Raw genomic sequence first — 21,080 nt, 5'->3', positions numbered from 1 at the left:
GAGCAAGATCGGCGGGAAGACTCATATCCCCATCGAATCGATCCGCCTGAAGCTGCTCAGAGAAGGGATGGAAGATTACGAATATATGAACCTGCTCAAAAACCTCGGCGATGCCTCCTTCGCACAGGCACAGGTGGCGCGCCTGGTAACGAATACCTACACCTGGAACCGTGAACCGCTCGACCTTTATGATGCCCGGGAGAAGATGGCCGGCCAGATCCTCTCCCATGGACCCGGTATCGTCGGATCCCCTTCTCCCACACCCGGAGGCACGCCGGGGCCCGTTCCCGGTCCGACGCCGGGAAACACACCGCCGAAGGCGGCACTCACCGCCTCCCCTTCAACCGCCGACCCGCTGCTCTTTGGCTTTGACGGAAGCAAGAGCAGCGATGCGGAGGGGGCGATCGCTACCTATGCCTGGGATTTCGGCGATAACGCAACCGACAGCGGTTCGGCAGCCTCCCACCGATACAGCGCGCCGGGGAGCTACACCGTGTCGCTGACCGTCAGCGATGCCGCCGGTCTCTCACAAACAGCCTCGGTGACGATCTCGGTGACCGGAGAGGTCGGTGCGCCGGTGGCACAGTTGTCTTCTACCGCCGCAGACCCTTCCGCTTCCGCCCTCCAATTTGCGTTTGATGGAAGTGCGAGCGTCGGGGGAGACGGCTCTCTGACCCATTATGAGTGGGACCTCGGAGACCAGACGGTGAAAGAAGGAGCCCAAATCGAACATCAATACACTAAATCTGGAGATTACCAGGTCAAGCTAAAGGTGACCAACGATAAGAACAAAACCGCCACGGCGACCTATACGCTGAAAGTGGGCGAGCCGGTCCCACCCCCCTTGGGTGGAGGCGGAGGGGGTGGGGGAGGCTGTAGCCTGGCATCCGGAAGCGGGCCAACCGACTTCCGACAGGCAATTCCGTTCCTTTTCTTTCTCTTCCTTCCCGTGTGGAGATCGATCTGGAAAAGGGTCCGGGTCAAATAACGACCGGGAGCACTCCTCCCTGAATAAAGAGCCGATGTTCACCATGGAATTGATCGTCGTGCCCTTCCACCTCATCTTCGGTGGAAGGGCACGACGAGAGAAGCCTTCTCATTTAGGATTTAAAATGCCATTTTGCTTAAATATTAAATTAATACAACATCAGACCGTTAAACTTTGCTCAATCATTCTCTTTATGGTCCTGCTCCTCACGGCCGGATGCGGCGGGAGCGGGGGCGGCGCAACAGGAGAGGGGACGAGCCCATCGGCCCTCCCATCGACGCTGCCGGCCGAACAACTGCCGACCGGGGCCCCGCCCGCTGAGAATCCGGCCGTATCGGTTCAATTATTTTCGATTGACCCAACCGGCGTTCGTGTTCCGGTCGGCGGAGAGCAGCAATTTTCGGTCGCCACGGAGGTTCCTCCCGATTCGGAGGTCAGCTGGAACGTTCAAGAAGGAGAGACCGGCGGCTCGATCACCAGTGAAGGGAGTTACACCGCCCCCGCCCGGCCCGGCGTCTATCATGTTGTCGCCACCTTACATACAGACAAAGAGGTGCAGGTGACGACGGAGGTCACGGTCATTTCACAAGGATTGATCCGGGTTCAGCCGGCCACCCGCTTTCTCGGCCCCGGCGGGACAGAGCACTTCTCCTCCGAGGTGACAGCGTCGCCTGACAAGGCGGTGATTTGGCAGCTCGCAGAACCGGGGGGAGGGGTCCTTTCGGAGGAGGGAAACTACACCGCCTCCCTGGCGGCGGGAAGCTATCACATCTTGGCGACCGGCCGATCCGATTCCTCTCTGACCGGCCAGGCGACGGTGACGGTGACACCGCTTCTGCCAAAAGAGATCGTATGCAGTTCTTCTCCCCGGCTCCCCTATCTCGGGTGGGTCTCTTCCAATACGGCGGTGATCGCGTGGCGATGCAACCCGAACGGGTCGGTCCATTGGGGAGCAGGGCAGGGGCGCAGCCAAACGCTCGTCAACAATACCGGAAAAGATCAGCACTTCGCACTGCTCAACAACCTCAAGCCGGGAACGACTTACTCCTATGAGGTTGAGATCAACGGCAAGCGGCTCGGCGCCGCCTCGACCTTTACGACGGCACCCGACCAGGGCAGTGAGGCCTCTTTTATCGCCTTTGCAGACAGCGGATCAGGAACGATCCATCAGACGCGCCTGGCAGAGGTCATGAAGCAGGTTCCATTCGATTTCGCGGTGGTTGCAGGGGACCTTATTTATGAAAAGGGGGCCGATTCCGAATACGACCCGCACTACTTCAGTCCCTATGGTGAGCTGATTAACCACCTCCCGTTCTTTCCGGCCGCCGGCAACCACGACATCGTAACCGAGGCAGGAGGTCCCTTCCGAAGGAACTTCTACCTCCCCAAAGGAACTTTTTACTATGACTTCTACTGGGGCGATATCCACCTGATCAGTCTCGACAGCAATAAGGTGTTCGATCAGAAGCAGCGGGCGTGGCTGGAGACGGCTCTGCAGGCGCCGGCGCAGTGGAAGATCGTCTACTTTCATCACCCTGCATACAGCAGCGCGGAGTATGGAGACACCCCTTCGGTCCAATCACAGTGGGTGCCGCTCTTTGAGAAATATGGCGTCCACTTGGTGATAAACGGCCATGCCCATGGCTATGAACGGACGGTGCCGATCAATGGGATCACCTACATTGTGACCGGCGGCGGCGGGGCTTCCCTCTACCCGGTCGGAAAGAATGAGCGGACCGCTTTTTCGCTCTCGACGTATGAGTTCGTCTCGGTCAATATCACCGCCGACGCGATGATATTGAAAGCGATCGACGAGAACGGCGCGGTCGTGGATACTGTCCAGATTGACAAATTCGTTCCACCGACCGACCCGCCGCCTGCTCCCTCACCCACGCCCCCGCCGAGCGGGGCCTCTCCTCCTCCACCACCGCCGCCCTCGCCGGGTGAGACCCCTCCCACGCCGTCACCGCTACCTCCGCCAGGTGAGACCCCTCTTCCAGGCGCACCTCCCCCTCAGACGGGAGGGGAAGCGCCCCTCCCGGGTCTGAGTAACATTAAGATGTAGGCGCCGGTGATCTGAAGCCCTCCCAGGAGGGCAAGGTAAATTCCAGGTCCGATCGGATAGCGATTTTGGTAGAAGGTATACAAATCGAGGATGGTGACCAGGAGAATCAAAAAGCCGACCACGCCATATAGCCAATAGAATCGTCCCCGTTTTTGAATCAGCTGATAGGAGGCCACGAGGAATCCGATCAAGGCGAAAAGGAGGATCACTTTCCCATCGATCATATCAATGCCCCGAAGCCCCACCACAAATAAGCCGGGGTGCAACCAGGGCAGAAACGCGCCGAGCGCAACCAAAAATGTATTGAATAAGATATAATAAACCACTTCTACCCCTCCAATAAACCCGCAACATTATAATGAAATTGCAATAAAATGCAAAATAAATGCAATTGGGGGTCGTTCTCTGTCGATAAATCATTCCTTCATTGTTAAAAAATCGTTGAAAACCTGTAAAGGGCTAAGGTACACTCCTTGCACATTACCAGGGCCATTCAGAAACAGAAGTAAAAGCCCGCCGGTGAACGCGTACCGGATTCCCTGTTGATCCGTGAGGTAGAGTGATGATTCAGAGTGCGTTAAAGCAAGACCCCCCCCCGCAGCAGGCTCTCAGGCGAAGTGGACAATATTCCACAGTGGCATGCCCTCAATGCGAGGAGCCGCTTTCACAAGAAGGAGCGCTTTCCTGCGCCGTCTGTAGAAATACATGGAAAACGGTCGACGGCATTCCCTGCTTCGCCGCCAGCGACTATTATTGGGGGGAGATTCCCGAAACAGAGATGATTCAGGTGAATGATCTCGCGAAAGAGATCGGGTGGAGAAATGCGATTGATCAAAAGGTCGCCCCAGCCTATCCCGCAATTCACGACTATATGATCAATGAGGCCCGTGCCGATTTTCGTTTCGTCCTCCCGCTGAATTCTCACTCGAAAGTGCTCGATGTCGGCGCCGGTTTCGGCACCATCTCTTTTGGTCTTCAGCCCCACTGCGGCTGGATCACGGCGGTCGAATTGATTGCGGAGCGGGCGAAGTTTATCGAAACCCGCCGCGCTCAGGAGAAGCTCGACAATATGGAGGTCGTCATCGCCAGCGCCCTGAAACTCCCCTTTGCGCCGGAGACGTTCGATTTCATCGTTGTAAACGGTTATTTAGAGTGGGTCGGGTTGGCCGATCCCACCGTCAATCCCCGCACCCTTCAGATTCAATTCTTGTCCCAGCTGCATCGACTCCTCAAGCCTGGCGGCACCATCTATATCGGAATTGAAAATCGATTCGGTTATGACAACTTCCTCGGGGCCAAGGATCACAGCGGGTTGAGGTATACCAGCCTGATGCCGCGATGGATGGCCGACCTCGCCTGCCGTTTCTACCTCAAGCAGCCATACCGCGTGAGTCGCGTTTATCACAACTACCGAACATATACCTATGGAAAAGGAGGATATCGACATCTCCTTCAAGAATCGGGGTTCGGCGACTGCCAATTTTTTATGCCGGTGCCGGGCTACAATCGCCCTGTGGAATTGATCTCGCTCGACCATCCCGCCCCGCTTCGTTTCTACCTCAACCATGCAATCTCCCCGATATCGCGATTGGGAAAGATTAAAAAGAAGCTGGCCCTTTGGGGAGCCTCCCTCGGTCTGACCGCTTGCCTCTCACCTCATTTCAGTATCGTTGCCCGGAAGGAAGGCCCTTATGCTTAGAGAGATCGAGAAGGTCATTATTGAAAACGGCCCCCGATGGGAAGTCCCCTTTTTCCCCCCGCGGAACCTTTTTTTCACCAAGACGGGCGGCTCGAAGCGGAATCCGACCGCGCAGCCGGTCGTTTTTCTGCTCTTCGACGAAGCCGGATCGGCCCCACGGTGGGTGGCCAAGGTCTCCCGCGACCGATCGACGGTCGATCTTCTCCAGAGAGAATATGAGAACCTTCTCTATTTCTACCATCGTCTCTCCCCAACGCTCCGTGCGACGATCCCCAAGCCGCTCGTCAGCCAGGAAGATCCGGGCCGCTTCCTCTTCATTGAGGGGGGACTCAAGGGGAACGGTCTCCCGGCGTTCGTTCATCCGGAGGGAGGGAGCGCACATCGCAAAGAGATCAATGCGATGTTGGAGCAGGCGATTGCCTGGCTGATTCAGTTCCAAAAAGAGACGCGGGAAGAGTCTCTTCAACTCTCCGAAAAGTGGATCAAAGAGGAGGCCCAAAAATCGGTCGACCTCTACCGCTCAACCTATCAACCGGATCCATTGGAAGAAACCTTCCTCCAAGAACATCTCAAAAGGTGGGAGGAGTGGATCGGGACAGAGATCCCCCTGACCGGACAACATGGCGACTTTTGGCTTGGGAACATGCTCTCCGACGGAAATTCCATTTCACTCTGCGACTGGAGCTTTTCCAAGAAGAAAGAAATTCCATCGGATGACCTCTTCTTTTTCCTCTGTGCCCTTCCGGTCGGCGCCGAGGCGGCCGACCCGCTTCGGTCGTTCGAAAATCTCTTTTTTAAGGATCACTGGTTCCGTCAGCGCGCCGAGGAAACAGTTACACGGTTCTTTGCCGAATGGAAACTCCCCCTGCGTCTCTTCAATCAGCTGTTTCCGTACTTTTTGATTAAGATGTCGATCCGCGAGGCGGGACAGTATCAGCTTCATGCCCTTCGTAATCACATTTGGCGCGATCGGGTCGTCTCCCTGATCCAAAACCGATCCCGTCTAATTAACGTGGGGGCCGGGCCTGCCTAAACGATCCGCGGGGTGGCGGCAGGGGGCGAAGGTCGATCAGTCGGTCGAGACGAAGCGTTCGGTCCGATCCTTCCCAAGTCTTTTGGCTTGGTAGAGGGCCCGGTCTGCCGCCCGGATCAGGTGGTCGGCGGTCTCGATCGTTTTCTCCGGGAAGGTTGCCACGCCAAGGCTTAAGGTTACCCGTTTGGCGCGGGTCAGATCGCCATAAGAGTGCTCCCGGACCGCGCGCCGGATCCGCTCCCCCTCTTGATACCCTCCTCCCAAATCGGTTTGGGGAAGCAATATCACAAACTCCTCCCCCCCATAGCGGGCAAGGAAATCGGTCTTTCTGATCGTCCCTTTGATCATCGAGGCGACCTCGCGCAAAATCATGTCTCCGTTTCGATGGCCGTATGTGTCATTGATCCACTTGAAATCATCGACATCGAGGAGGATGCAGGCCAGCGAGAGGTTATAGCGAATGGCGCGGTTGAACTCTTCTTCTAAGCGGGTGCTGAAGTAGCGATGGTTGAAGGTGTCGGTGAGAAAGTCGATCGTGGCGAGCCGCTCGAGATGATTTCTCTCCTCGATGAGCATCTCATAATAATGGGCGTTCCGAATCGCGCTGCCGGCCAATCGGCCAATCCAGGCGGAAAACTGAATCTCTTGAGGAGTTATGAACCGTGCGCTCGAAATTCTCAGAATGAGATTCCCGAGCACCTTTTCGTCCTGAATAAGAGGATGAACGACGATCGACCGAAGCGAGATCGCCTGCAGCTCCTCTCGGAAAGGAGCCAAAGGAGGGTATTGCAACGCATTCGGGATGAAAACGGTCTCTTTGGTCTCGATGGCCTGCACGAACTCCGGATATTTTTTCAGGTCCAGCGGGATCCGGTTTGCTTCCGATGCCTCGTGCGTCGCCACCACATACGCGGTCTCCCGCCGCTCATCGACAAAAACGATCGAGCAGCGGAGAATCTCCATCCGGGCGGCAATCTCCCGGACCACCTGGTAGAGAACATCGTTGAAACGTCGTGCCGAGAAGAGATGATTGGCAATGTCCAACAAAGGCTGCCAATCATCGGAGGGTGGCACATTGATGAGGTCGCTCATGGGATCAATTTGGCGAGAGAATCTTTGATAAGACGAGCATAACCCACCCGTGAAACGGCAGGCTGTTCATCCTTGATTAAGATTACGGAAGAGGCTGCGCCGCTTACCGTGGCGAGATCGATCCATCTTCCCTTAAATCGGTCGCTGCAGGAAGGCCCGGCGGCAAGGTTCGCTCCTTCAGCGCGAAGATGGCGGCCTGAACCCTATTGTTCAAATGGAGTTTTTTGAGTATGTGACGGAGATGGATCTTCACCGTGTGCTCCGAGATGCCCAAAATCGATCCAATCTCCTTGTTGCTGGCCCCTTCGCCAAGACAATTGAGAATCTCCCGCTCCCTGGGGGTCAACGGCCCATGATTGGCCGCCGGAGGGTTGGAGGTAATGTAGGGCGAGGTAAAGAGTTTCGATGCCATCTGTCGGGGCAGGACGATTTCTCCCCGGTGAACCAGCGAAATACACTTGTACAGCTTCTCAGGCTCAATGTTTTTGTAAACAAAACCCTTGGCTCCCGATCGCAATGCGGCAAAAATATTCGACTCCTCATCGGAGAGGGCGAGGAGAATGATGTTGGCCGCCGGATAGGCCTCTTTAATGAAGCCGATCCCCTTTAAACCATCACAGACCGGCATTTGCGAATCCATGAGGATGACATCCGGCTTCAGGGCTTTGGCCTTCTCAGCCGCCTCAATGCCGTTCTGAGCCTCACCGATGACCTTCATTCCTTTTTGGAGATGGAAAAGAGAGATGAGACCCTTCCGGGTCAGCGCCTCATCATCAACGATAAGAAGACGGATTTCATGTCGCACGAGGGGAAGGTGGGACTTCTTAATTGCTGCGGACTCTCTCATATCGACCTTCTTCCATATTATAGAGTTCGTTTACTCCTTACGATATATGAAATCACTTTATAGAGTCAAGCAATCGGTCCGAAACGCGTTTGACCCCATCTCCTCGGTCATGTTATTATTTTTCCTGTTTTACGCCCCTTCCCCATGACGATGAAAGGATCACCGATGCCAACGCTCCCTTTACAGGCCCTGCACCAACAGCGAGGTGCCCGCCTTTTAATTCATGAAGAATGGGAACTCCCCGCAGATTATGGAGATTCCCTTGCAGAATACCGCTCCATCCGCGAAGGGGTCGGTATCGCCGATTTATCCTTTCAGGGTCTCTTTCTGATCAGCGGGCGCGATCAGATTTCCTTCCTTCAAAACCTGGTCAGCAATGATCTAACGAATCTTCCCCCGCAGCGGGGGCTGTATGCCACCCTGCTCACCGCCAAAGGAAGGGTTCTCTCCGATTTTTATCTCTATCCCCTTTCAGACGCAATCGTGATGGAGGTGGAGGGTACCAATGCAAAGAAAACCTTCGAGCAACTGATGCGGTTTAAGCTCCGCTCTCAAGTGAAGATAGAGACCCCCGCCTGGGGACATCTGCTGGTTTCAGGTCCCCAGGCGCGCCCGCTCCTCGCGCTGCTGCTCGGCTCGCTTCCGGAGATGGAGGAGAAGTCTTTTTTCCAAACGGAAGCCGGGGGATCGCCGCTGCTCTGCATCAAACGCTCCATCACCGGCGGAGAGGACTATCACCTCTACCTTCCGATTGAGGGGCTCGAGACATTTTGGGGGCGCCTTTTTACAGAGGGTGCGGCCTTTCACCCGGTGCCAGTCGGCCAAGCGGCTCTGGAGATCGCGCGCGTCGAAGCGGGGAAACCCCGTTACGGGATAGATATGGATGAGCATATCATCCCGATCGAAGCGGGAATCGGCCCCGAGGCGATCAGCTATACCAAAGGGTGTTATCCCGGTCAGGAGGTCATGGCGCGCATTCAGACCTACGGCCATGTCAACAAACAGTTGACCGGTTTGGTTCTCGAGGGAGCGTCGCTTCCCAAAAAAAACGACAAGGTCTTTCAAGGGGAGAAGGAGCTCGGGTGGATCACAAGCAGCACCTGGTCTCCCTTTTTGAAGAAGGTGATCGCCATGGGCTACCTGCGCCCTCAAATCGCGGCTCCGGAAACCGCCGTCGAGGTGGAGAGCGATCAGATCAGGAGGCCGGCGAAAATCACCCCCCTTCCGTTTTATCATCGGGACTGAACGCGTCTATAATAAACTAAAGATAACGCCGGAGAAACCATGCTATTCGTGATGATCGGTCTTGACGGGCCGGAGGGAATGGCGCTGAGGAAACGTCTGCGTCCCGCCCATTTGGAGCGGCTGGAAGAATTAAGCGGATTAAAGAAGTTAATTCTGGCCGGTCCCTTCGCCGACAAAACAGGCACTCTGATTGTTTTTGAGGCCGATTCGTTGGATGCGGCGGTCTCGTGGGTGGAATCGGACCCTTACGTGGCGGAGGGGGTCTTCTCGCGCTATGAAGTCAAACCGTTTACCCAGGTGTTCCCGAAGACATAGCAGGCGCGTCTGAGCTTTAGTTTTAGCAAAGGAGGTAACGTGGCAAGCGAGAAAGAAAAGGACGAGGTCATCTTACTGGAATTCTCCATGTCTCCACTGACCCAAGGGGAGAGTGTGAGCGAGTACGTCTCCAGATCCCTTGAGATCGTCGATAAGAGCGGCCTGGAATACCGACTGAATCCGATGGGAACCGTGATTGAAGGGCCCTGGGATGAGGTCTTGGGGGTCGTGAAGGCGTGCTGGGAGCGGATGAAGGAAGATTGTGACCGGGTTTCGACGGTCATCAAGATTGACTATCGAAAGGGGAAAACAGGCCGCCTCACCGGCAAGATCGCCAGCGTCGAGAAGACCCTCGGCCGAAAGTTGCAGACCTAAGCTCAGGGATCGGAACAGTCGCGCTTGAAGCCGCACTGTCGGCAGATCAGTTTACAGTGCAGATCGAGCATCGACGTCCCGCAAATATCGCACCGCTCGCTTTTTGATCGACCTTCAGAGCCTTCATTGAGAGACCGCATTGACTTTGCTTCGAGATCGATCGGCTCGCTGCTCATTGCTTCCCCTCGCCCTCCCCTTTGGATTGAACGGCTTCCGGGGGAAGGTCTCCTCCCCGTTCGGTATGGAGGATAATCCCTTTGACCCCCACCACCCATCCTACCTGGGGATTGACAAAGAAGACGTTGATTAAAAAATCAATCGTTTTCGAAGTCTGCTGCTGCCAGGTGGCGCCCCCATCTTTGGTATGGATGATCGTTCCTGCAGCGCCGACGGCCCAGCCGACCTGATCATTCGCGAAGAAGAGGCCCAAGAGAAAGGTGGGAACCGCGCTCTCTTGCGCCGCCCAGTGCTTTCCACCGTCGGTGGTGTGGATGATCATTCCGGCGGAACCGACCGCCCAACCGATCTCGGGCTTGGTGAAGAAGACCCGATGGAGATCTTTATCGGTCCCCGTCTCTTGCCGAACCCAATGGGCGCCGGCATCCTCCGTATAAAACATATTTCCTGCGTCTCCGGAGATCCATCCCTGTTTCTGGTTGACAAAATAGATCGAGTTGAACGCCACCGCCGGCCGGACCTCGGTGGAGATCCAATGTTGGCCGCCATCAGTCGTTGAGAGAAGCAATCCCTTCTCACCGGCAACCCACCCATGCTCCGGGTCGGTGAAAAAGACATGCATCAAGCTCTTCTTTACCTGTCCGCTCTCCTGAGCGGTCCACTTCTGTCCCCCGTCGGTCGTATAGAGGATCGCTCCCTTCTCTCCGACCACCCAACCTCTTTCAGGAGTAATGAAGAAAATGGAGGCGAGCAAGATCTCCGTACCTGTCTCCTGGAGCGCCCAATGTTGTCCCCCATCCGTGGTATGAAGGACCGTTCCTTTGTTTCCGCTGAGCCATCCTTGTTGAGCATTGAGAAAGAAAATCCCCCCTAACGCGGTTTGGACCCCACTCTTTTGAATCTCCCATCCGCTCGGCACATTAGGCACAGCCGCAGGCGGGACGGAAGGAGAAGGGGTGCATCCGACTAGATATAAGGCAATCAAAATCCACTTCCAGGATCGATTATTTAAAAATGTCGTCAATCGGACTCCTTCATCGGTTAAGCTGAAAGTCTCTTCCGGCTTAAGCTTCATGCGCTTAAGGTTCACAATTGATATCAACGGAGCTTTACAATGCTCCAACGCGCTCCTTCATCGGCACTTCGGTACAGGCCGGCTGTCGTCCCGGCAAAGAGGATCTGATGCGAACGGGAATGAACCGCCAAAACGGTCACGCCGTGCGGGGCCGACGGAAGCGGCTCCCATGATTCTGCGCCGTCGATGCTTTTATAAACGCCGTTGTTATTGCCGATATAGAGGGTATGGGGTTTTGCCGGATGGATTGCAATTGTGGAGACAAACCGGGTTGAGTGATCTTTATCTTGCAGCTGCCAGGTTGCCCCTTCGTCGGTGGACTTAAAAAAGCCTCGATTGGTTCCGGCGTAGAGGGTCCCGGAAGTGGTTTTATCAAAAGCAACCGTATTCACCGCCCATTTTTTTGTTTCCGGATGGACCAACCGCCAGGTCTTGGCCGCATCGTCCGTCTTAAAAATCCCCTCATTTGTGCCGGCCAAGAGCACGCTGTGATTGGAAGGGTCCATCGCCAGGGTGATGACAAACCGATTTGCCATCCCCATATTTGCCGATTGCCACTCTCCCCCGCCATCGCCGCTTTTGTAAACACCATGGTTCGTGCCAACATAGAGAATCTCCGCAATGAAGGGATCGGAGACCACCGCATTGACCGCCTGGGTACCGACATTGTCGTCCAAACCTTTATTAATGATGATCCAGCTCCGGCCGCCGTCCACGCTTCGGTAAATGCTGTCGCCGAACGAGCCGGCATAAAGGACGGCTGAGAGGGAAGGGTTCACCGCAATGGAGGTGATGTTGTACCGGGTCAGCCCGCCGGTCAACCGCTGGAAGGTGACGCCGCTGTCGATACTTTTATAGAATCCTCCCCCGGCTGTTCCAACATATACCGCATCCGGGTTGAGGGTGCTGAAGGTAATCGAGAGGATCGTCTCCCCTTGGCTGCATCCCAAGAGAAAAAAGAGCCAACCCCAACGGATCAAACCGGTCAAAAGGAACAGGAGCTTCATATTCAGACTCAGGTCAAACGCCCAACATGTTAGCATATCTCTTTCTTGAAAAACAATGTCGAACCGGTGGGGGAACGGCCTCTCTCAAAACCGGTTTCCTTGACAATCGCCGATTATTTGTTATCTTTCTCCCAAACGAATAATGGGAGATGCGATGATCCTCAAACAGATGGCTTTCAAAACAGCGCTGATGTCAATGACATTGCTTTACTTGGGCACCACCCAGGCAACGGCGGAGGAGTTCCCTTCAAACACCTCCTCCCCGGCGATGGCTGAGGAGCCGGCCTCCCTCCTTCCCCCTCCTTCCGAGGAGAGCGCCTCTGATTCTGTTTCGAAGAGAAGTGACTTTTGGTCGTCCCTCTCCTATGGAATGGTCGCTCGAGAGCTGAAAGCGGATGGAAAAATCGTGGGGTCCAAGGATCGGAAGTTGATGCTCTCGGAGGGGGATACCGTTTATCTCGTTCTCTCTCAAGAACTCCCCCCCTCTCAAAAGGAGTGGGTTGTCTTTAAAAAGACGAAATCGGTCTATCACCCCAAGACGGGAAAGTTTGTGGGGGACCTTATCGAGATCAACGGGATTGTCCGGATCACCGGAAAGCAAGACCAAACCGTCATCGCCCGGGTGACCCATTCCAAGGGGCCGATTGAAATTAACGACGAGATCGTCTCCTTCGAGACCCTTCGTTCGCCTTCGCCCTCACCCGAGGGAACCTCCTCCGGCAAGAACGAGGCGCTCATTGTCGAGGTCACTGAAGATCAGCTCAATAATGCCGAGCACAGTATCGTCTATATCGATCGGGGCCGAAGAGATGGACTTCTCCCCGGCGATCAATTTCAGGTGATCCACGGAGGCCAGGAAAGCGGCTTTCCGCTCCCGGGTGAGCGGGCCCGCCTTCCAAAACGAACTGCGGGACGGCTGCTGATCCTCTCCACCCAGGAGCAGACGGCCACCGCGCGCATTATCGAAAGTTCCGAGACCCTCTCCAAAGGAGACCCCCTTTTATACCTCCCCACGGAATGAATCAACTTCCAATCCGCATTGATTTCCCACAATATTTCCGGTTGACTCCCCCTCCGGCCTATGGTAATAATATACAACTTATGCTAGGATCGACTTCTTTTTCCGTTTATCTATCGAACTGAGTTCGGCCACCGACCTCAGTCGAGAGAGCGACGCCAAGGATAAATGCGCTTTCGGACAGTCCATCCCAGGGCCGGAAACAGGCTTAAGGGGAACGCCGAATTGATACCGTTTTGTTATTTAGATGAGGGTCAGGCTCGCGGCCACACCGGCAGGGTCCCCAAGGAGAAATCACAATGAAGTTATCGGGTTCGCAAATTCTGATTGAGTGCCTCAAGAGAGAAGGGGTCAAGGTTGTCTTTGGATATCCGGGAGGGGTCAATCTTTCTATTTTTGACGTCCTTTATGATGAAAAGGACATCCAGTTCATTCTCTGCCGGCATGAACAGGGTGGAACCCATATGGCCGAAGGATATGCCCGGGCCACCGGAAAGCCGGGCGTTGTGCTCGTGACTTCCGGTCCCGGCGCCACGAATACCGTCACCGGCATTGTCGATGCTTATATGGACTCCACCCCCTTGGTGGTCCTCACCGGCCAGGTTCCAACCCATCTGATCGGAAATGACGCTTTCCAAGAGGCCGACGTCGTCGGCATTACCCGGCCCTGTACGAAGTACAATATCCTGGTGAAAGATGTCAACGATCTGGGACAGGCGATCAAGGAAGCCTTCTATATCGCGACCTCGGGCAGGCCCGGACCGGTCCTGGTTGACCTTCCGAAGGACGTCGTCAACGCCAAAACCGAATTAAAATACCCTGATAAGGTTTCCCTGCGCAGCTACTCTCCTGTTTACAAGGGCAATAAATGGCAGATCAAACAGGCGGCTCAGGAAATCCTGAAGGCAAAGCGGCCGATCATCTATGCCGGGGGAGGCGTCCTCGCTTCCGACGCCCACCAAGAGCTCCGGGAACTGGCGGAGATCACGCAGATCCCGGTGACGCTGACGTTGATGGGACTGGGCGCTTTTCCGGGAACCCATCCGCTCTTTTTGGGGATGCTCGGAATGCACGGGACCTACTGGGCCAACATGTCGATCCACAATTCCGATCTCATCCTGGCCATCGGCTCCCGTTTCGATGACCGTGTAACCGGCAAGGTGGAACGGTTCGCCCCCAATGCCCGAATCGTACACATCGATATCGATCCGACCTCGATACACAAGAACATTCCGGTCCATGTTCCGATCGTCGGTGATGCAAAGACGGTCCTTCGGGAGCTGAATCAAATTCTGAGAACCTGCGGCAACGGGAGCTTGGGACAGCACAAACCGTGGATGACGCAGATCGAGGATTGGAAGAAAGAGCATCCGTTGGCTTATGAACAAGGGGAGCAGATCATTAAACCGCAGTATGTGATCGATAAAATCTTTGAGACCACCCAGGGCAAAGCGATCATCAGTACCGACGTCGGACAGCATCAGATGTGGGCGGCTCAATTTTATAAGTTCGACCGACCTCGAACTTTCCTCAACTCGGGGGGCCTCGGCACCATGGGCTATGGCCTCCCCGCCGCCATCGGCGCGCAAGCGGCCTATCCGAACGATCTGGTTGTCTGTATTGCGGGAGACGGCGGCATTGTGATGAACATTCAGGAGCTGGCAACCGCCGTCCAGTATAAACTCCCCGTGAAGATCGCCATTATCAATAATAAATACCTTGGGATGGTCCGCCAATGGCAACAGCTTTTCTATAATGGCCGCTACTCTCACAGTTTTATGGGTGACTCTCCCGATTTCGTCAAGCTCGCCGAGGCGTTTGGAGCGGTCGGCCTTCGTGCCACGGAAGTCGGTGAGGTCGAAAATATTTTGAAAGAGGGGCTGGCCACCGACGGGCCGGTCCTGATGGATTTCCACGTCGATCAGGAAGAGAACTGCTATCCGATGATCCCGGCCGGAGCGGCCATCAATGAGATGGTCTTCTCAGATCCCGATCAATCGAAGAAAGCAAAGGGACAGAGGCAAGAGGAAAAAACGGACGGCGTTCTCACCGCTTAGTCTTTACTTTGTTCGGTTTGATCTACCACTGAGGGTTCATGCAACATATTATTTCTGTTTTGGTCGAAAATAAATTCGGCGTCCTCTCACGCGTGGCCGGTCTTTTCTCCGGCCGGGGCTTTAATATCGAGAGTCTCTCGGTAGGACCGACGCTCGATCCGACGGTATCGATGATGACGATCGTCACGGAAGGAGATGACCGGATTATCGAGCAGATTACCAAACAACTCAATAAGCTGGTCGATATCATCAAGGTCGTCGATCTGACCGAAAAAGAATACCTCGAGCGGGAAACGGCATTGATCAAAATTCATACCCGTCCCGAAGACCGGGCGGAAGCGCTCCGTATCGCCGATATTTTCCGGGCGAAGATCGTCGACTCCACAGCCAACACCTACACCATCGAAATCACCGGGGATGTCAAAAAAATGGATGCGATTATCAACCTCCTCCGGCCGCTTGGGATCAAGGAGCTCGTCCGGACCGGCCGCATCGCCATCGCCCGTGAAGAGATTAAAGTGGTTTCCGTCAAAGAAGACCGCGACCGAAAGGTCCTATCAAAATAATTTGCTTTCCGTTTATTCCATGCCTATCAATAAAGGGGATTCTATGAAAATCTATTATGACCAAGACGCCGACACTTCTCTCTTAAGGGAGAAACAACTCGCGATCATCGGTTATGGCAGCCAAGGCCATGCCCATGCCTTGAACCTCCTCGACAGCGGGCTCAAGGTCGTCATCGGCCTGCGCGAGGGACAGTCGTGGGACAAGGCCACCCGGTCCGGCTTGAAGGTCATGCCGGTCGCCGATGCGGTGAAGGCTTCCGACATCATCATGATTCTCACCCCGGATGAGCTGACCGGCGACCTCTATGCCGCCGACATCGCTTCCAACCTCAAGACCGGCGCCTTTTTGGCGTTTGCCCACGGATTTAATATTCACTTCGGGCAGGTCGTTCCGCGTAAAGATATCAATGTATTCATGGTGGCTCCGAAGGGCCCGGGCCATCTGGTTCGGTCCGAGTTCACCAAGGGAAGTGGTGTTCCGGCGTTGATTGCCATCCATCAAGACCCCTCCGGCCAGACCAAAGCGATCGCCCTCGCTTATGCCAAAGGAATCGGGGGAACTCGCGCCGGTGTGTTGGAGACCAACTTCCGGGAAGAGACGGAGACCGATCTTTTTGGAGAGCAGACGGTGCTCTGCGGCGGCCTGACCTCGCTAATTGCAGCCGGGTATGAGACGCTGGTCGAGGCGGGTTACTCTCCGGAGATGGCTTACTTTGAATGTCTCCATGAGGTCAAGCTCATCGTTGATCTGATTTACGAAGGGGGCATTTCCAACATGCGGTATTCGATCTCGAATACGGCACGTTACGGCGATCTGACGCGCGGACCCCGAATTGTCACCGAGGAAACAAAAAAAGAGATGAAAAAGATCTTAAACGAGATCCAAAGCGGTCAGTTCGCCAAAGAGTGGATCTTGGAGAATCGCGCCAGGCGGCCGGTTTTCAACGCACTCGCCCGCCGAGGTGAAGCTCATCCGATCGAGCAGGTCGGTGAACGTCTTCGCGCCATGATGCCGTGGCTGAAGAAGGACCGCCTCGTCGATCGGAATAAGAACTAACGGTTCAGTCGTCGGTGTACGGCGGCCTGCGCGACGGCTATATTTTTCTTTTCTGAAATGGTAGAATCAAGCTGAGTAAAGCCCATACAAGCATAAAATAAGGGCGAGAGAAACCCAGGGAAACATCGTAAGGTTAAACTGAATACGGGTTAGATACTGAAGAATGAAAGAAACACAATTTATTATTGTAAAAGAAGGGTTTATTTTTATCCTCATCGGCGCGGCTCTGACGCTGCTCGGCGCTCTTTTTCTCGGAACGGCCGGCGGTGTGCTCTTCGGTGCGGTAACCCTCTTTTGCATCTGGTTTTTTAGAGACCCTCATCGGGATATCCCTCAGGATGAGGGGCTTTTGGTATCGCCGGCCGATGGGGAGATCGTCGATATTTCCAAGACCGACGAAGGCCGCTTTCTACAAAAACCGGCGATCAAGATCAGTATTTTTTTGAATATTTTTAATGTTCATGTAAACCGGGCCCCGATCGCCGGCAAGGTGATTGGAGTCTTCTACAACGCCGGCCGCTTCTTCGCCGCCAACGCTCCCAAGGCCTCCTTGGAGAACGAGCAAAATGCGGTCGTGTTGGAAACCGCTTCTGGAAAGCGGATCGTCTGCATCCAGATTGCCGGGCTGATTGCCCGACGGATCGTTTGCTGGATTAAAGAAGGGAGCGCGCTCAATCGCGGTGAGCGATTCGGACTGATCCGGTTCGGCTCCCGTGTCGATCTCTTCCTTCCGATTGAGACGGAAGTTCAGGTCTCCTTGGGACAACAGGTCCGGGGGGGAGAGACCATCATAGGAGTCTTAAGATGAATCCGAGAAAAAAGCCGGAGATAAAAGAGTTGAAACGAAAGGGAATTTACATCGTTCCCAACCTTTTCACCAGCGGAAATCTCTTCTGCGGCGTCTTCGCGATCATCTCCGTTTTCAACGCGGAATATGGCATGGCCGCCATTGCGATTCTGGCCGCCTCGATCTTTGACTCGCTCGACGGTAAAATGGCCCGCTGGACCAAAACGACCAGCCGATTTGGGGTCGAATACGATTCGCTCGCCGATCTGGTCTCTTTTGGCGTCGCGCCCGGCCTGCTCATCTACTCTTGGGCGCTCAGCGGATACGGTCGCCTCGGCTGGGTGGCGGTCTTTCTCTACATCGTTTGCGGCGCCTTGCGCTTGGCCCGCTTCAACGTCCAGGTCTCCGGACCGGAGGCAAAGGACTTCGTCGGCCTCCCCATTCCAGCGGCGGCGAGCCTCATCGCCACCTCGGTCATGCTCGACAGCTATATCCTTCATTTCGGGAAAGAGATCCGCCCTGCACTCATCCTGAGCCTCACCTATATTTTGGCTTTTTTGATGGTCAGCAGCATCCGTTATCGGAGCTTTAAGAAGCTGAATCTCCGCGATCGAAAACCGTTCAGCCTTTTGGTGAGCCTCGTCCTTGTCAGCCTGGTGCTCGTCACCGCCCCGCAGGTGATGCTCTTCTCCATCATTGCCCTCTACGTTCTCTCCGGAATCGCCGAGCGGCCGGTCGTCGCCCTCTACCGCCGCTTTTCAAAAAAATCGGCCGAGACAGGCGCGCCACCGGAAGAGATCGAGGATATCGAGGACAAGGAGATCATCCTTAAACATTAATAATGATCCCTGTCTACATAGGGATCTGATGCAAAGAGGCGGGCCTTCGTCTGAGGATGAAGGCCGTTTGCTTATTGACCATTCGTCGAGGGGAAACCAATGGCCAGGATGATTCAGATTTTCGACACAACCCTTCGCGACGGGGAACAATCCCCCGGCGCCAGCATGAACGTGGAAGAGAAGGTCTTGATCGCAAAACAGCTGGCGCGCCTCGGGGTCGACATCATCGAAGCCGGCTTCGCCTACAGCTCTCCGGGTGATTTTGAGGCAATCCGGAAGATCGCCGGCGAGATTGAAGGGCCGACCATCTGCAGCCTCGCCCGCGCCAAAGCGGCCGACATTGACAGCGCGTGGGAGGCGTTGAAGGGGGGGGCCAAGGTTCGGATACACACCTTCATCTCCACCTCCGACATTCACCTTCAGCATCAATTCCGCCTCACCCGGGACGAAGCGCTCAAGCGGGCGGTCGAGATGGTGTCACGGGCACGCGGCTATGTGGAAGATGTCGAATTCTCCCCGATGGATGCCACCCGGTCGGATGAGACCTACCTCTGCGAGGTCTTGGAAGCAGTCATTGCAGCGGGGGCCAAGACGGTGAACATCCCCGACACCGTCGGCTATACGGTCCCGCAAGAATTCGGACGGCTGATTGAGACGATTCGGAAACGGGTGCCTAATATTGATCAAGCGGTTATCTCGGTCCACTGTCACAACGATCTCGGGCTGGCCGTCTCGAACTCCTTGAGTGCGGTCTTGGCCGGGGCTGGTCAGGTGGAGTGTACCATCAACGGCATCGGTGAGCGTGCTGGAAACGCCTCGTTGGAAGAGATCGTGATGGGGCTGCGGACCCGAAAAGACCTCTTCAGCGCTGACACGAAGATCACCACCGAGGAGATCACCAAAACGAGCCGCTTGATCAGCAAAATCACCGGGATGCTCGTCCAGCCGAACAAAGCGATCGTCGGCGCCAACGCCTTCGCCCACGAGTCGGGAATCCATCAAGATGGGCTTCTCAAAGAGAAGATGACCTACGAGATCATGCGTCCCGAATCGGTCGGCGCGGGGAAGACCCACATGGTCCTCGGAAAACACTCCGGCCGCCATGCATTCAAGAAGAAGCTCGAGGAGATGGGTTATCAGCCGAGCGAAACGGAGCTCAACCAAGCCTTCGAGCGGCTCAAGCGCCTCTCCGATCAAAAGAAAGAAATCTTTGAGGAAGATCTCGAAACCATCATCTCAGAGGAGATGGATCGGCCCTCCGAAAGTTATCGCCTCCTCTCGATCCATGTGGAGAGCGGAAGCGATGTGACACCGACCGCCACGGTCGAAATGACCCTCGGCGAGACGGCTCAGAAGCAGGTCGGCAAAGGGGATGGCCCGGTCGACGCCGCCTATCGCACCATTGCGGCGATCACGCAGACGAAGAGCCGGCTCCTGGCCTACAACGTCAAGGGGATCACCGGCGGGACCGATGCGCTCGGCGAGGTCACCGTTTCGGTCGAGGAGAATGGCAAAACGGTCACCGGCCACGGCGCCGACACCGACATCATCGTTGCTTCGGCCAAAGCCTATCTGAATGCATTGAATAAACTCGCCGCGCGGGCCGCGCGCGATGGGAAGGAGCCGAAGGTCGGTTTGATCTAGGTTCCGGCGGCCGATTTCCCAGATTTCATAGAATTCAATGAACAAACCCTATCCACCCCACAGACAGGTTGAGAGATGACAAAAACGTATCAGATTGCCGTCCTTCCGGGCGACGGAATCGGCCAGGAGATCGTTCCCCAAGCGGTCGCCGTCTTGGAGGCGGTCGGGAAAAATTTTGGGCATCAATTCAAATTTCAAAATGCGATCGTCGGCGGATCGGCGATTGACCGGTTCGGCCAGCCCCTTCCCGAGGAGACGTTGCGCCTCGCGTTGGAGGCCGATGCGGTCTTGCTCGGCGCCGTCGGCGGGCCGAAGTGGGAGGGACTCGATTATGCGATCCGCCCCGAGCGGGCGCTCTTGGGGCTGCGCGAAAAGCTGGGGCTCTATGCCAACCTCCGGCCGGCGAAGCTCTTTCCGATGCTCGCCGATGCCTCCACCCTCAAGCGGGAGGTCATCGAGGGGATCGATCTGATGGTCGTCCGCGAGTTGACCGGCGGCATCTACTTCGGCAAGCCGCGCGGGGTCGAGAAATACGAAGGGGGCGAGCGGGGGATCAATACCGAGGTCTACACCACGCCGGAGATCGTTCGGATCGCAAAGGTCGCTTTTGAGGTCGCACGCAAGCGCCGAAAGAAGGTCGCCTCGATCGACAAGGCAAACGTCCTAGAGGCGACGGAGCTCTGGCGGAAAGTGGTGATTGAAACGCACAAAAGCTATTCCGACGTCGCGCTCAGCCACATGTATGTCGACAACTGCGCGATGCAGCTGATCCGCAACCCGAAGCAATTTGATGTCATTGTGACGACGAACCTCTTCGGCGATATCCTCTCCGACGAGGCGGCCATGCTCACCGGATCGATCGGGATGCTCCCTTCGGCGAGCATGGGAGAGCGAACCGACGGCAAGGGGGGATTGCGGGGAATGTATGAGCCGATCCATGGAAGCGCCCCCGACATCGCCGGGAAAGACATCGCGAACCCGATTGCGACCATTCTTTCCGCCGCCATGATGCTGCAGTACTCTTTTGGTCTTTTAAAGGAGGCGGCCGCCATTGAAGCGGCGGTGCTGCGCGTCCTGGAGCAGGGATATCGGACGGCCGACATTTATGCCGAGGGGACGCCGGGGACCCAAAAGATCGGGACCCGGGAGATGGGTCGGCAGGTTCTGGAAGCATTGAAATAGAGGGGGAAACGA

General features: G+C 55.6%; 20 protein-coding genes. 15 read left to right on the top strand and 5 right to left on the bottom strand.

Annotated features, from left to right (window positions below):
• Positions 1 to 988: PKD domain-containing protein (locus HY282_11150; protein ID MBI3804305.1), on the top strand; the 988-nt coding region annotated here is incomplete at its 5' end.
• 124 nt (positions 989 to 1,112) lie between these two features.
• Positions 1,113 to 3,053 (top strand): metallophosphoesterase family protein, encoded by a 1,941-nt coding sequence (locus tag HY282_11145; GenBank protein ID MBI3804304.1) that lies wholly within the window; start codon positions 1,113 to 1,115, stop codon positions 3,051 to 3,053.
• Here the strand turns inward: HY282_11145 and HY282_11140 are convergent.
• Positions 3,002 to 3,379, bottom strand: coding sequence for a hypothetical protein (locus HY282_11140; protein MBI3804303.1), 378 nt, complete (start codon positions 3,377 to 3,379; stop codon positions 3,002 to 3,004). The genes HY282_11145 and HY282_11140 overlap by 52 nt on opposite strands.
• Before the next feature lie 308 nt (positions 3,380 to 3,687).
• Between HY282_11140 and HY282_11135 the strand changes: the two genes are divergently transcribed.
• Both HY282_11135 and HY282_11130 read left to right on the top strand, forming a co-directional pair.
• Positions 3,688 to 4,752: a class I SAM-dependent methyltransferase gene (locus tag HY282_11135; protein ID MBI3804302.1), complete on the top strand. Its 1,065-nt coding sequence runs from the start codon at positions 3,688 to 3,690 to the stop codon at positions 4,750 to 4,752.
• Positions 4,745 to 5,785: a phosphotransferase gene (locus HY282_11130; GenBank protein ID MBI3804301.1), complete on the top strand. Its 1,041-nt coding sequence runs from the start codon at positions 4,745 to 4,747 to the stop codon at positions 5,783 to 5,785. The genes HY282_11135 and HY282_11130 overlap by 8 nt, the downstream gene beginning before the upstream one ends.
• A 36-nt stretch (positions 5,786 to 5,821) precedes the next feature.
• Here HY282_11130 and HY282_11125 read toward each other — a convergent pair whose 3' ends face one another.
• Both HY282_11125 and HY282_11120 read right to left on the bottom strand, forming a co-directional pair.
• Positions 5,822 to 6,877 carry a sensor domain-containing diguanylate cyclase gene (locus tag HY282_11125; protein ID MBI3804300.1) on the bottom strand — a complete coding sequence of 352 codons (1,056 nt, stop codon included), beginning with the start codon at positions 6,875 to 6,877 and terminating at the stop codon, positions 5,822 to 5,824.
• Positions 6,878 to 6,980: 103 nt separating this feature from the next.
• Positions 6,981 to 7,724, bottom strand: coding sequence for a response regulator transcription factor (locus HY282_11120; protein ID MBI3804299.1), 744 nt, complete (start codon positions 7,722 to 7,724; stop codon positions 6,981 to 6,983).
• Between the two features lie 165 nt (positions 7,725 to 7,889).
• Here HY282_11120 and HY282_11115 point away from each other — a divergent pair, with 165 nt between their 5' ends.
• The 3 genes from HY282_11115 (at position 7,890) to HY282_11105 (ending at position 9,659) form a co-directional block, all read left to right on the top strand.
• Positions 7,890 to 8,969, top strand: a complete 1,080-nt coding sequence (locus HY282_11115) for an aminomethyl transferase family protein (GenBank protein MBI3804298.1) — start codon at positions 7,890 to 7,892, stop codon at positions 8,967 to 8,969.
• A gap of 39 nt (positions 8,970 to 9,008) precedes the next feature.
• Positions 9,009 to 9,284 (top strand): hypothetical protein, encoded by a 276-nt coding sequence (locus HY282_11110; protein ID MBI3804297.1) that lies wholly within the window; start codon positions 9,009 to 9,011, stop codon positions 9,282 to 9,284.
• Positions 9,285 to 9,371: 87 nt separating this feature from the next.
• The gene (locus HY282_11105) at positions 9,372 to 9,659 is read left to right on the top strand and encodes an MTH1187 family thiamine-binding protein (GenBank protein MBI3804296.1); all 288 of its coding nucleotides are present in this window, start codon (positions 9,372 to 9,374) and stop codon (positions 9,657 to 9,659) included.
• A gap of 172 nt (positions 9,660 to 9,831) precedes the next feature.
• Here HY282_11105 and HY282_11100 read toward each other — a convergent pair whose 3' ends face one another.
• Positions 9,832 to 10,755 (bottom strand): hypothetical protein, encoded by a 924-nt coding sequence (locus HY282_11100; protein ID MBI3804295.1) that lies wholly within the window; start codon positions 10,753 to 10,755, stop codon positions 9,832 to 9,834.
• Between the two features lie 179 nt (positions 10,756 to 10,934).
• The gene (locus HY282_11095) at positions 10,935 to 11,918 is read right to left on the bottom strand and encodes a hypothetical protein (protein MBI3804294.1); all 984 of its coding nucleotides are present in this window, start codon (positions 11,916 to 11,918) and stop codon (positions 10,935 to 10,937) included.
• Between the two features lie 154 nt (positions 11,919 to 12,072).
• On the opposite strand from HY282_11095, the gene HY282_11090 reads away from it, so the two are divergent.
• From HY282_11090 to leuB, 8 genes are all read left to right on the top strand, one after another.
• On the top strand, positions 12,073 to 12,939 hold the full coding sequence (locus HY282_11090) for a hypothetical protein (protein ID MBI3804293.1): 867 nt from the start codon (positions 12,073 to 12,075) through the stop codon (positions 12,937 to 12,939).
• Between the two features lie 296 nt (positions 12,940 to 13,235).
• Positions 13,236 to 14,993 (top strand): biosynthetic-type acetolactate synthase large subunit, encoded by a 1,758-nt coding sequence (gene ilvB, locus HY282_11085; GenBank protein ID MBI3804292.1) that lies wholly within the window; start codon positions 13,236 to 13,238, stop codon positions 14,991 to 14,993.
• A gap of 38 nt (positions 14,994 to 15,031) precedes the next feature.
• Positions 15,032 to 15,559 (top strand): acetolactate synthase small subunit, encoded by a 528-nt coding sequence (gene ilvN, locus HY282_11080; protein ID MBI3804291.1) that lies wholly within the window; start codon positions 15,032 to 15,034, stop codon positions 15,557 to 15,559.
• Positions 15,560 to 15,602: 43 nt separating this feature from the next.
• Positions 15,603 to 16,616 carry a ketol-acid reductoisomerase gene (ilvC, locus tag HY282_11075; GenBank protein MBI3804290.1) on the top strand — a complete coding sequence of 338 codons (1,014 nt, stop codon included), beginning with the start codon at positions 15,603 to 15,605 and terminating at the stop codon, positions 16,614 to 16,616.
• A gap of 163 nt (positions 16,617 to 16,779) precedes the next feature.
• Positions 16,780 to 17,424: a phosphatidylserine decarboxylase family protein gene (locus tag HY282_11070; protein ID MBI3804289.1), complete on the top strand. Its 645-nt coding sequence runs from the start codon at positions 16,780 to 16,782 to the stop codon at positions 17,422 to 17,424.
• Entirely contained in the window at positions 17,421 to 18,242 is an 822-nt protein-coding gene (gene pssA, locus HY282_11065; GenBank protein MBI3804288.1) for a CDP-diacylglycerol--serine O-phosphatidyltransferase, read from the top strand. Before HY282_11070 ends, pssA begins: the two co-directional genes overlap by 4 nt.
• A 99-nt stretch (positions 18,243 to 18,341) precedes the next feature.
• Positions 18,342 to 19,886: a 2-isopropylmalate synthase gene (locus HY282_11060; protein MBI3804287.1), complete on the top strand. Its 1,545-nt coding sequence runs from the start codon at positions 18,342 to 18,344 to the stop codon at positions 19,884 to 19,886.
• A gap of 75 nt (positions 19,887 to 19,961) precedes the next feature.
• Complete coding sequence (gene leuB / locus HY282_11055) at positions 19,962 to 21,068, top strand: 3-isopropylmalate dehydrogenase (GenBank protein MBI3804286.1); 1,107 nt, start codon at positions 19,962 to 19,964, stop codon at positions 21,066 to 21,068.
• Positions 21,069 to 21,080 lie beyond the last annotated feature (12 nt).

It is taken from the genome of Candidatus Manganitrophaceae bacterium (genome assembly GCA_016200325.1).
Lineage (GTDB): Bacteria > Nitrospirota > Nitrospiria > SBBL01 > Manganitrophaceae > Manganitrophus.
This window is presented reverse-complemented; position numbering and strand designations above follow the sequence as displayed.

Coding starts and splice junctions, on each gene's coding strand:
- HY282_11145 (MBI3804304.1), top strand. CDS start 1,113: ATGCCATTTTGCTTAAATATTAAATTAATACAACATCAGACCGTTAAA.
- HY282_11130 (MBI3804301.1), top strand. CDS start 4,745: ATGCTTAGAGAGATCGAGAAGGTCATTATTGAAAACGGCCCCCGATGG.
- HY282_11125 (MBI3804300.1), bottom strand. CDS start 6,877: ATGAGCGACCTCATCAATGTGCCACCCTCCGATGATTGGCAGCCTTTG.
- HY282_11120 (MBI3804299.1), bottom strand. CDS start 7,724: ATGAGAGAGTCCGCAGCAATTAAGAAGTCCCACCTTCCCCTCGTGCGA.
- HY282_11115 (MBI3804298.1), top strand. CDS start 7,890: ATGCCAACGCTCCCTTTACAGGCCCTGCACCAACAGCGAGGTGCCCGC.
- HY282_11110 (MBI3804297.1), top strand. CDS start 9,009: ATGCTATTCGTGATGATCGGTCTTGACGGGCCGGAGGGAATGGCGCTG.
- HY282_11105 (MBI3804296.1), top strand. CDS start 9,372: ATGTCTCCACTGACCCAAGGGGAGAGTGTGAGCGAGTACGTCTCCAGA.
- HY282_11095 (MBI3804294.1), bottom strand. CDS start 11,918: ATGAAGCTCCTGTTCCTTTTGACCGGTTTGATCCGTTGGGGTTGGCTC.
- HY282_11090 (MBI3804293.1), top strand. CDS start 12,073: ATGATCCTCAAACAGATGGCTTTCAAAACAGCGCTGATGTCAATGACA.
- ilvB (MBI3804292.1), top strand. CDS start 13,236: ATGAAGTTATCGGGTTCGCAAATTCTGATTGAGTGCCTCAAGAGAGAA.
- ilvN (MBI3804291.1), top strand. CDS start 15,032: ATGCAACATATTATTTCTGTTTTGGTCGAAAATAAATTCGGCGTCCTC.
- ilvC (MBI3804290.1), top strand. CDS start 15,603: ATGAAAATCTATTATGACCAAGACGCCGACACTTCTCTCTTAAGGGAG.
- HY282_11070 (MBI3804289.1), top strand. CDS start 16,780: ATGAAAGAAACACAATTTATTATTGTAAAAGAAGGGTTTATTTTTATC.
- pssA (MBI3804288.1), top strand. CDS start 17,421: ATGAATCCGAGAAAAAAGCCGGAGATAAAAGAGTTGAAACGAAAGGGA.
- HY282_11060 (MBI3804287.1), top strand. CDS start 18,342: ATGGCCAGGATGATTCAGATTTTCGACACAACCCTTCGCGACGGGGAA.
- leuB (MBI3804286.1), top strand. CDS start 19,962: ATGACAAAAACGTATCAGATTGCCGTCCTTCCGGGCGACGGAATCGGC.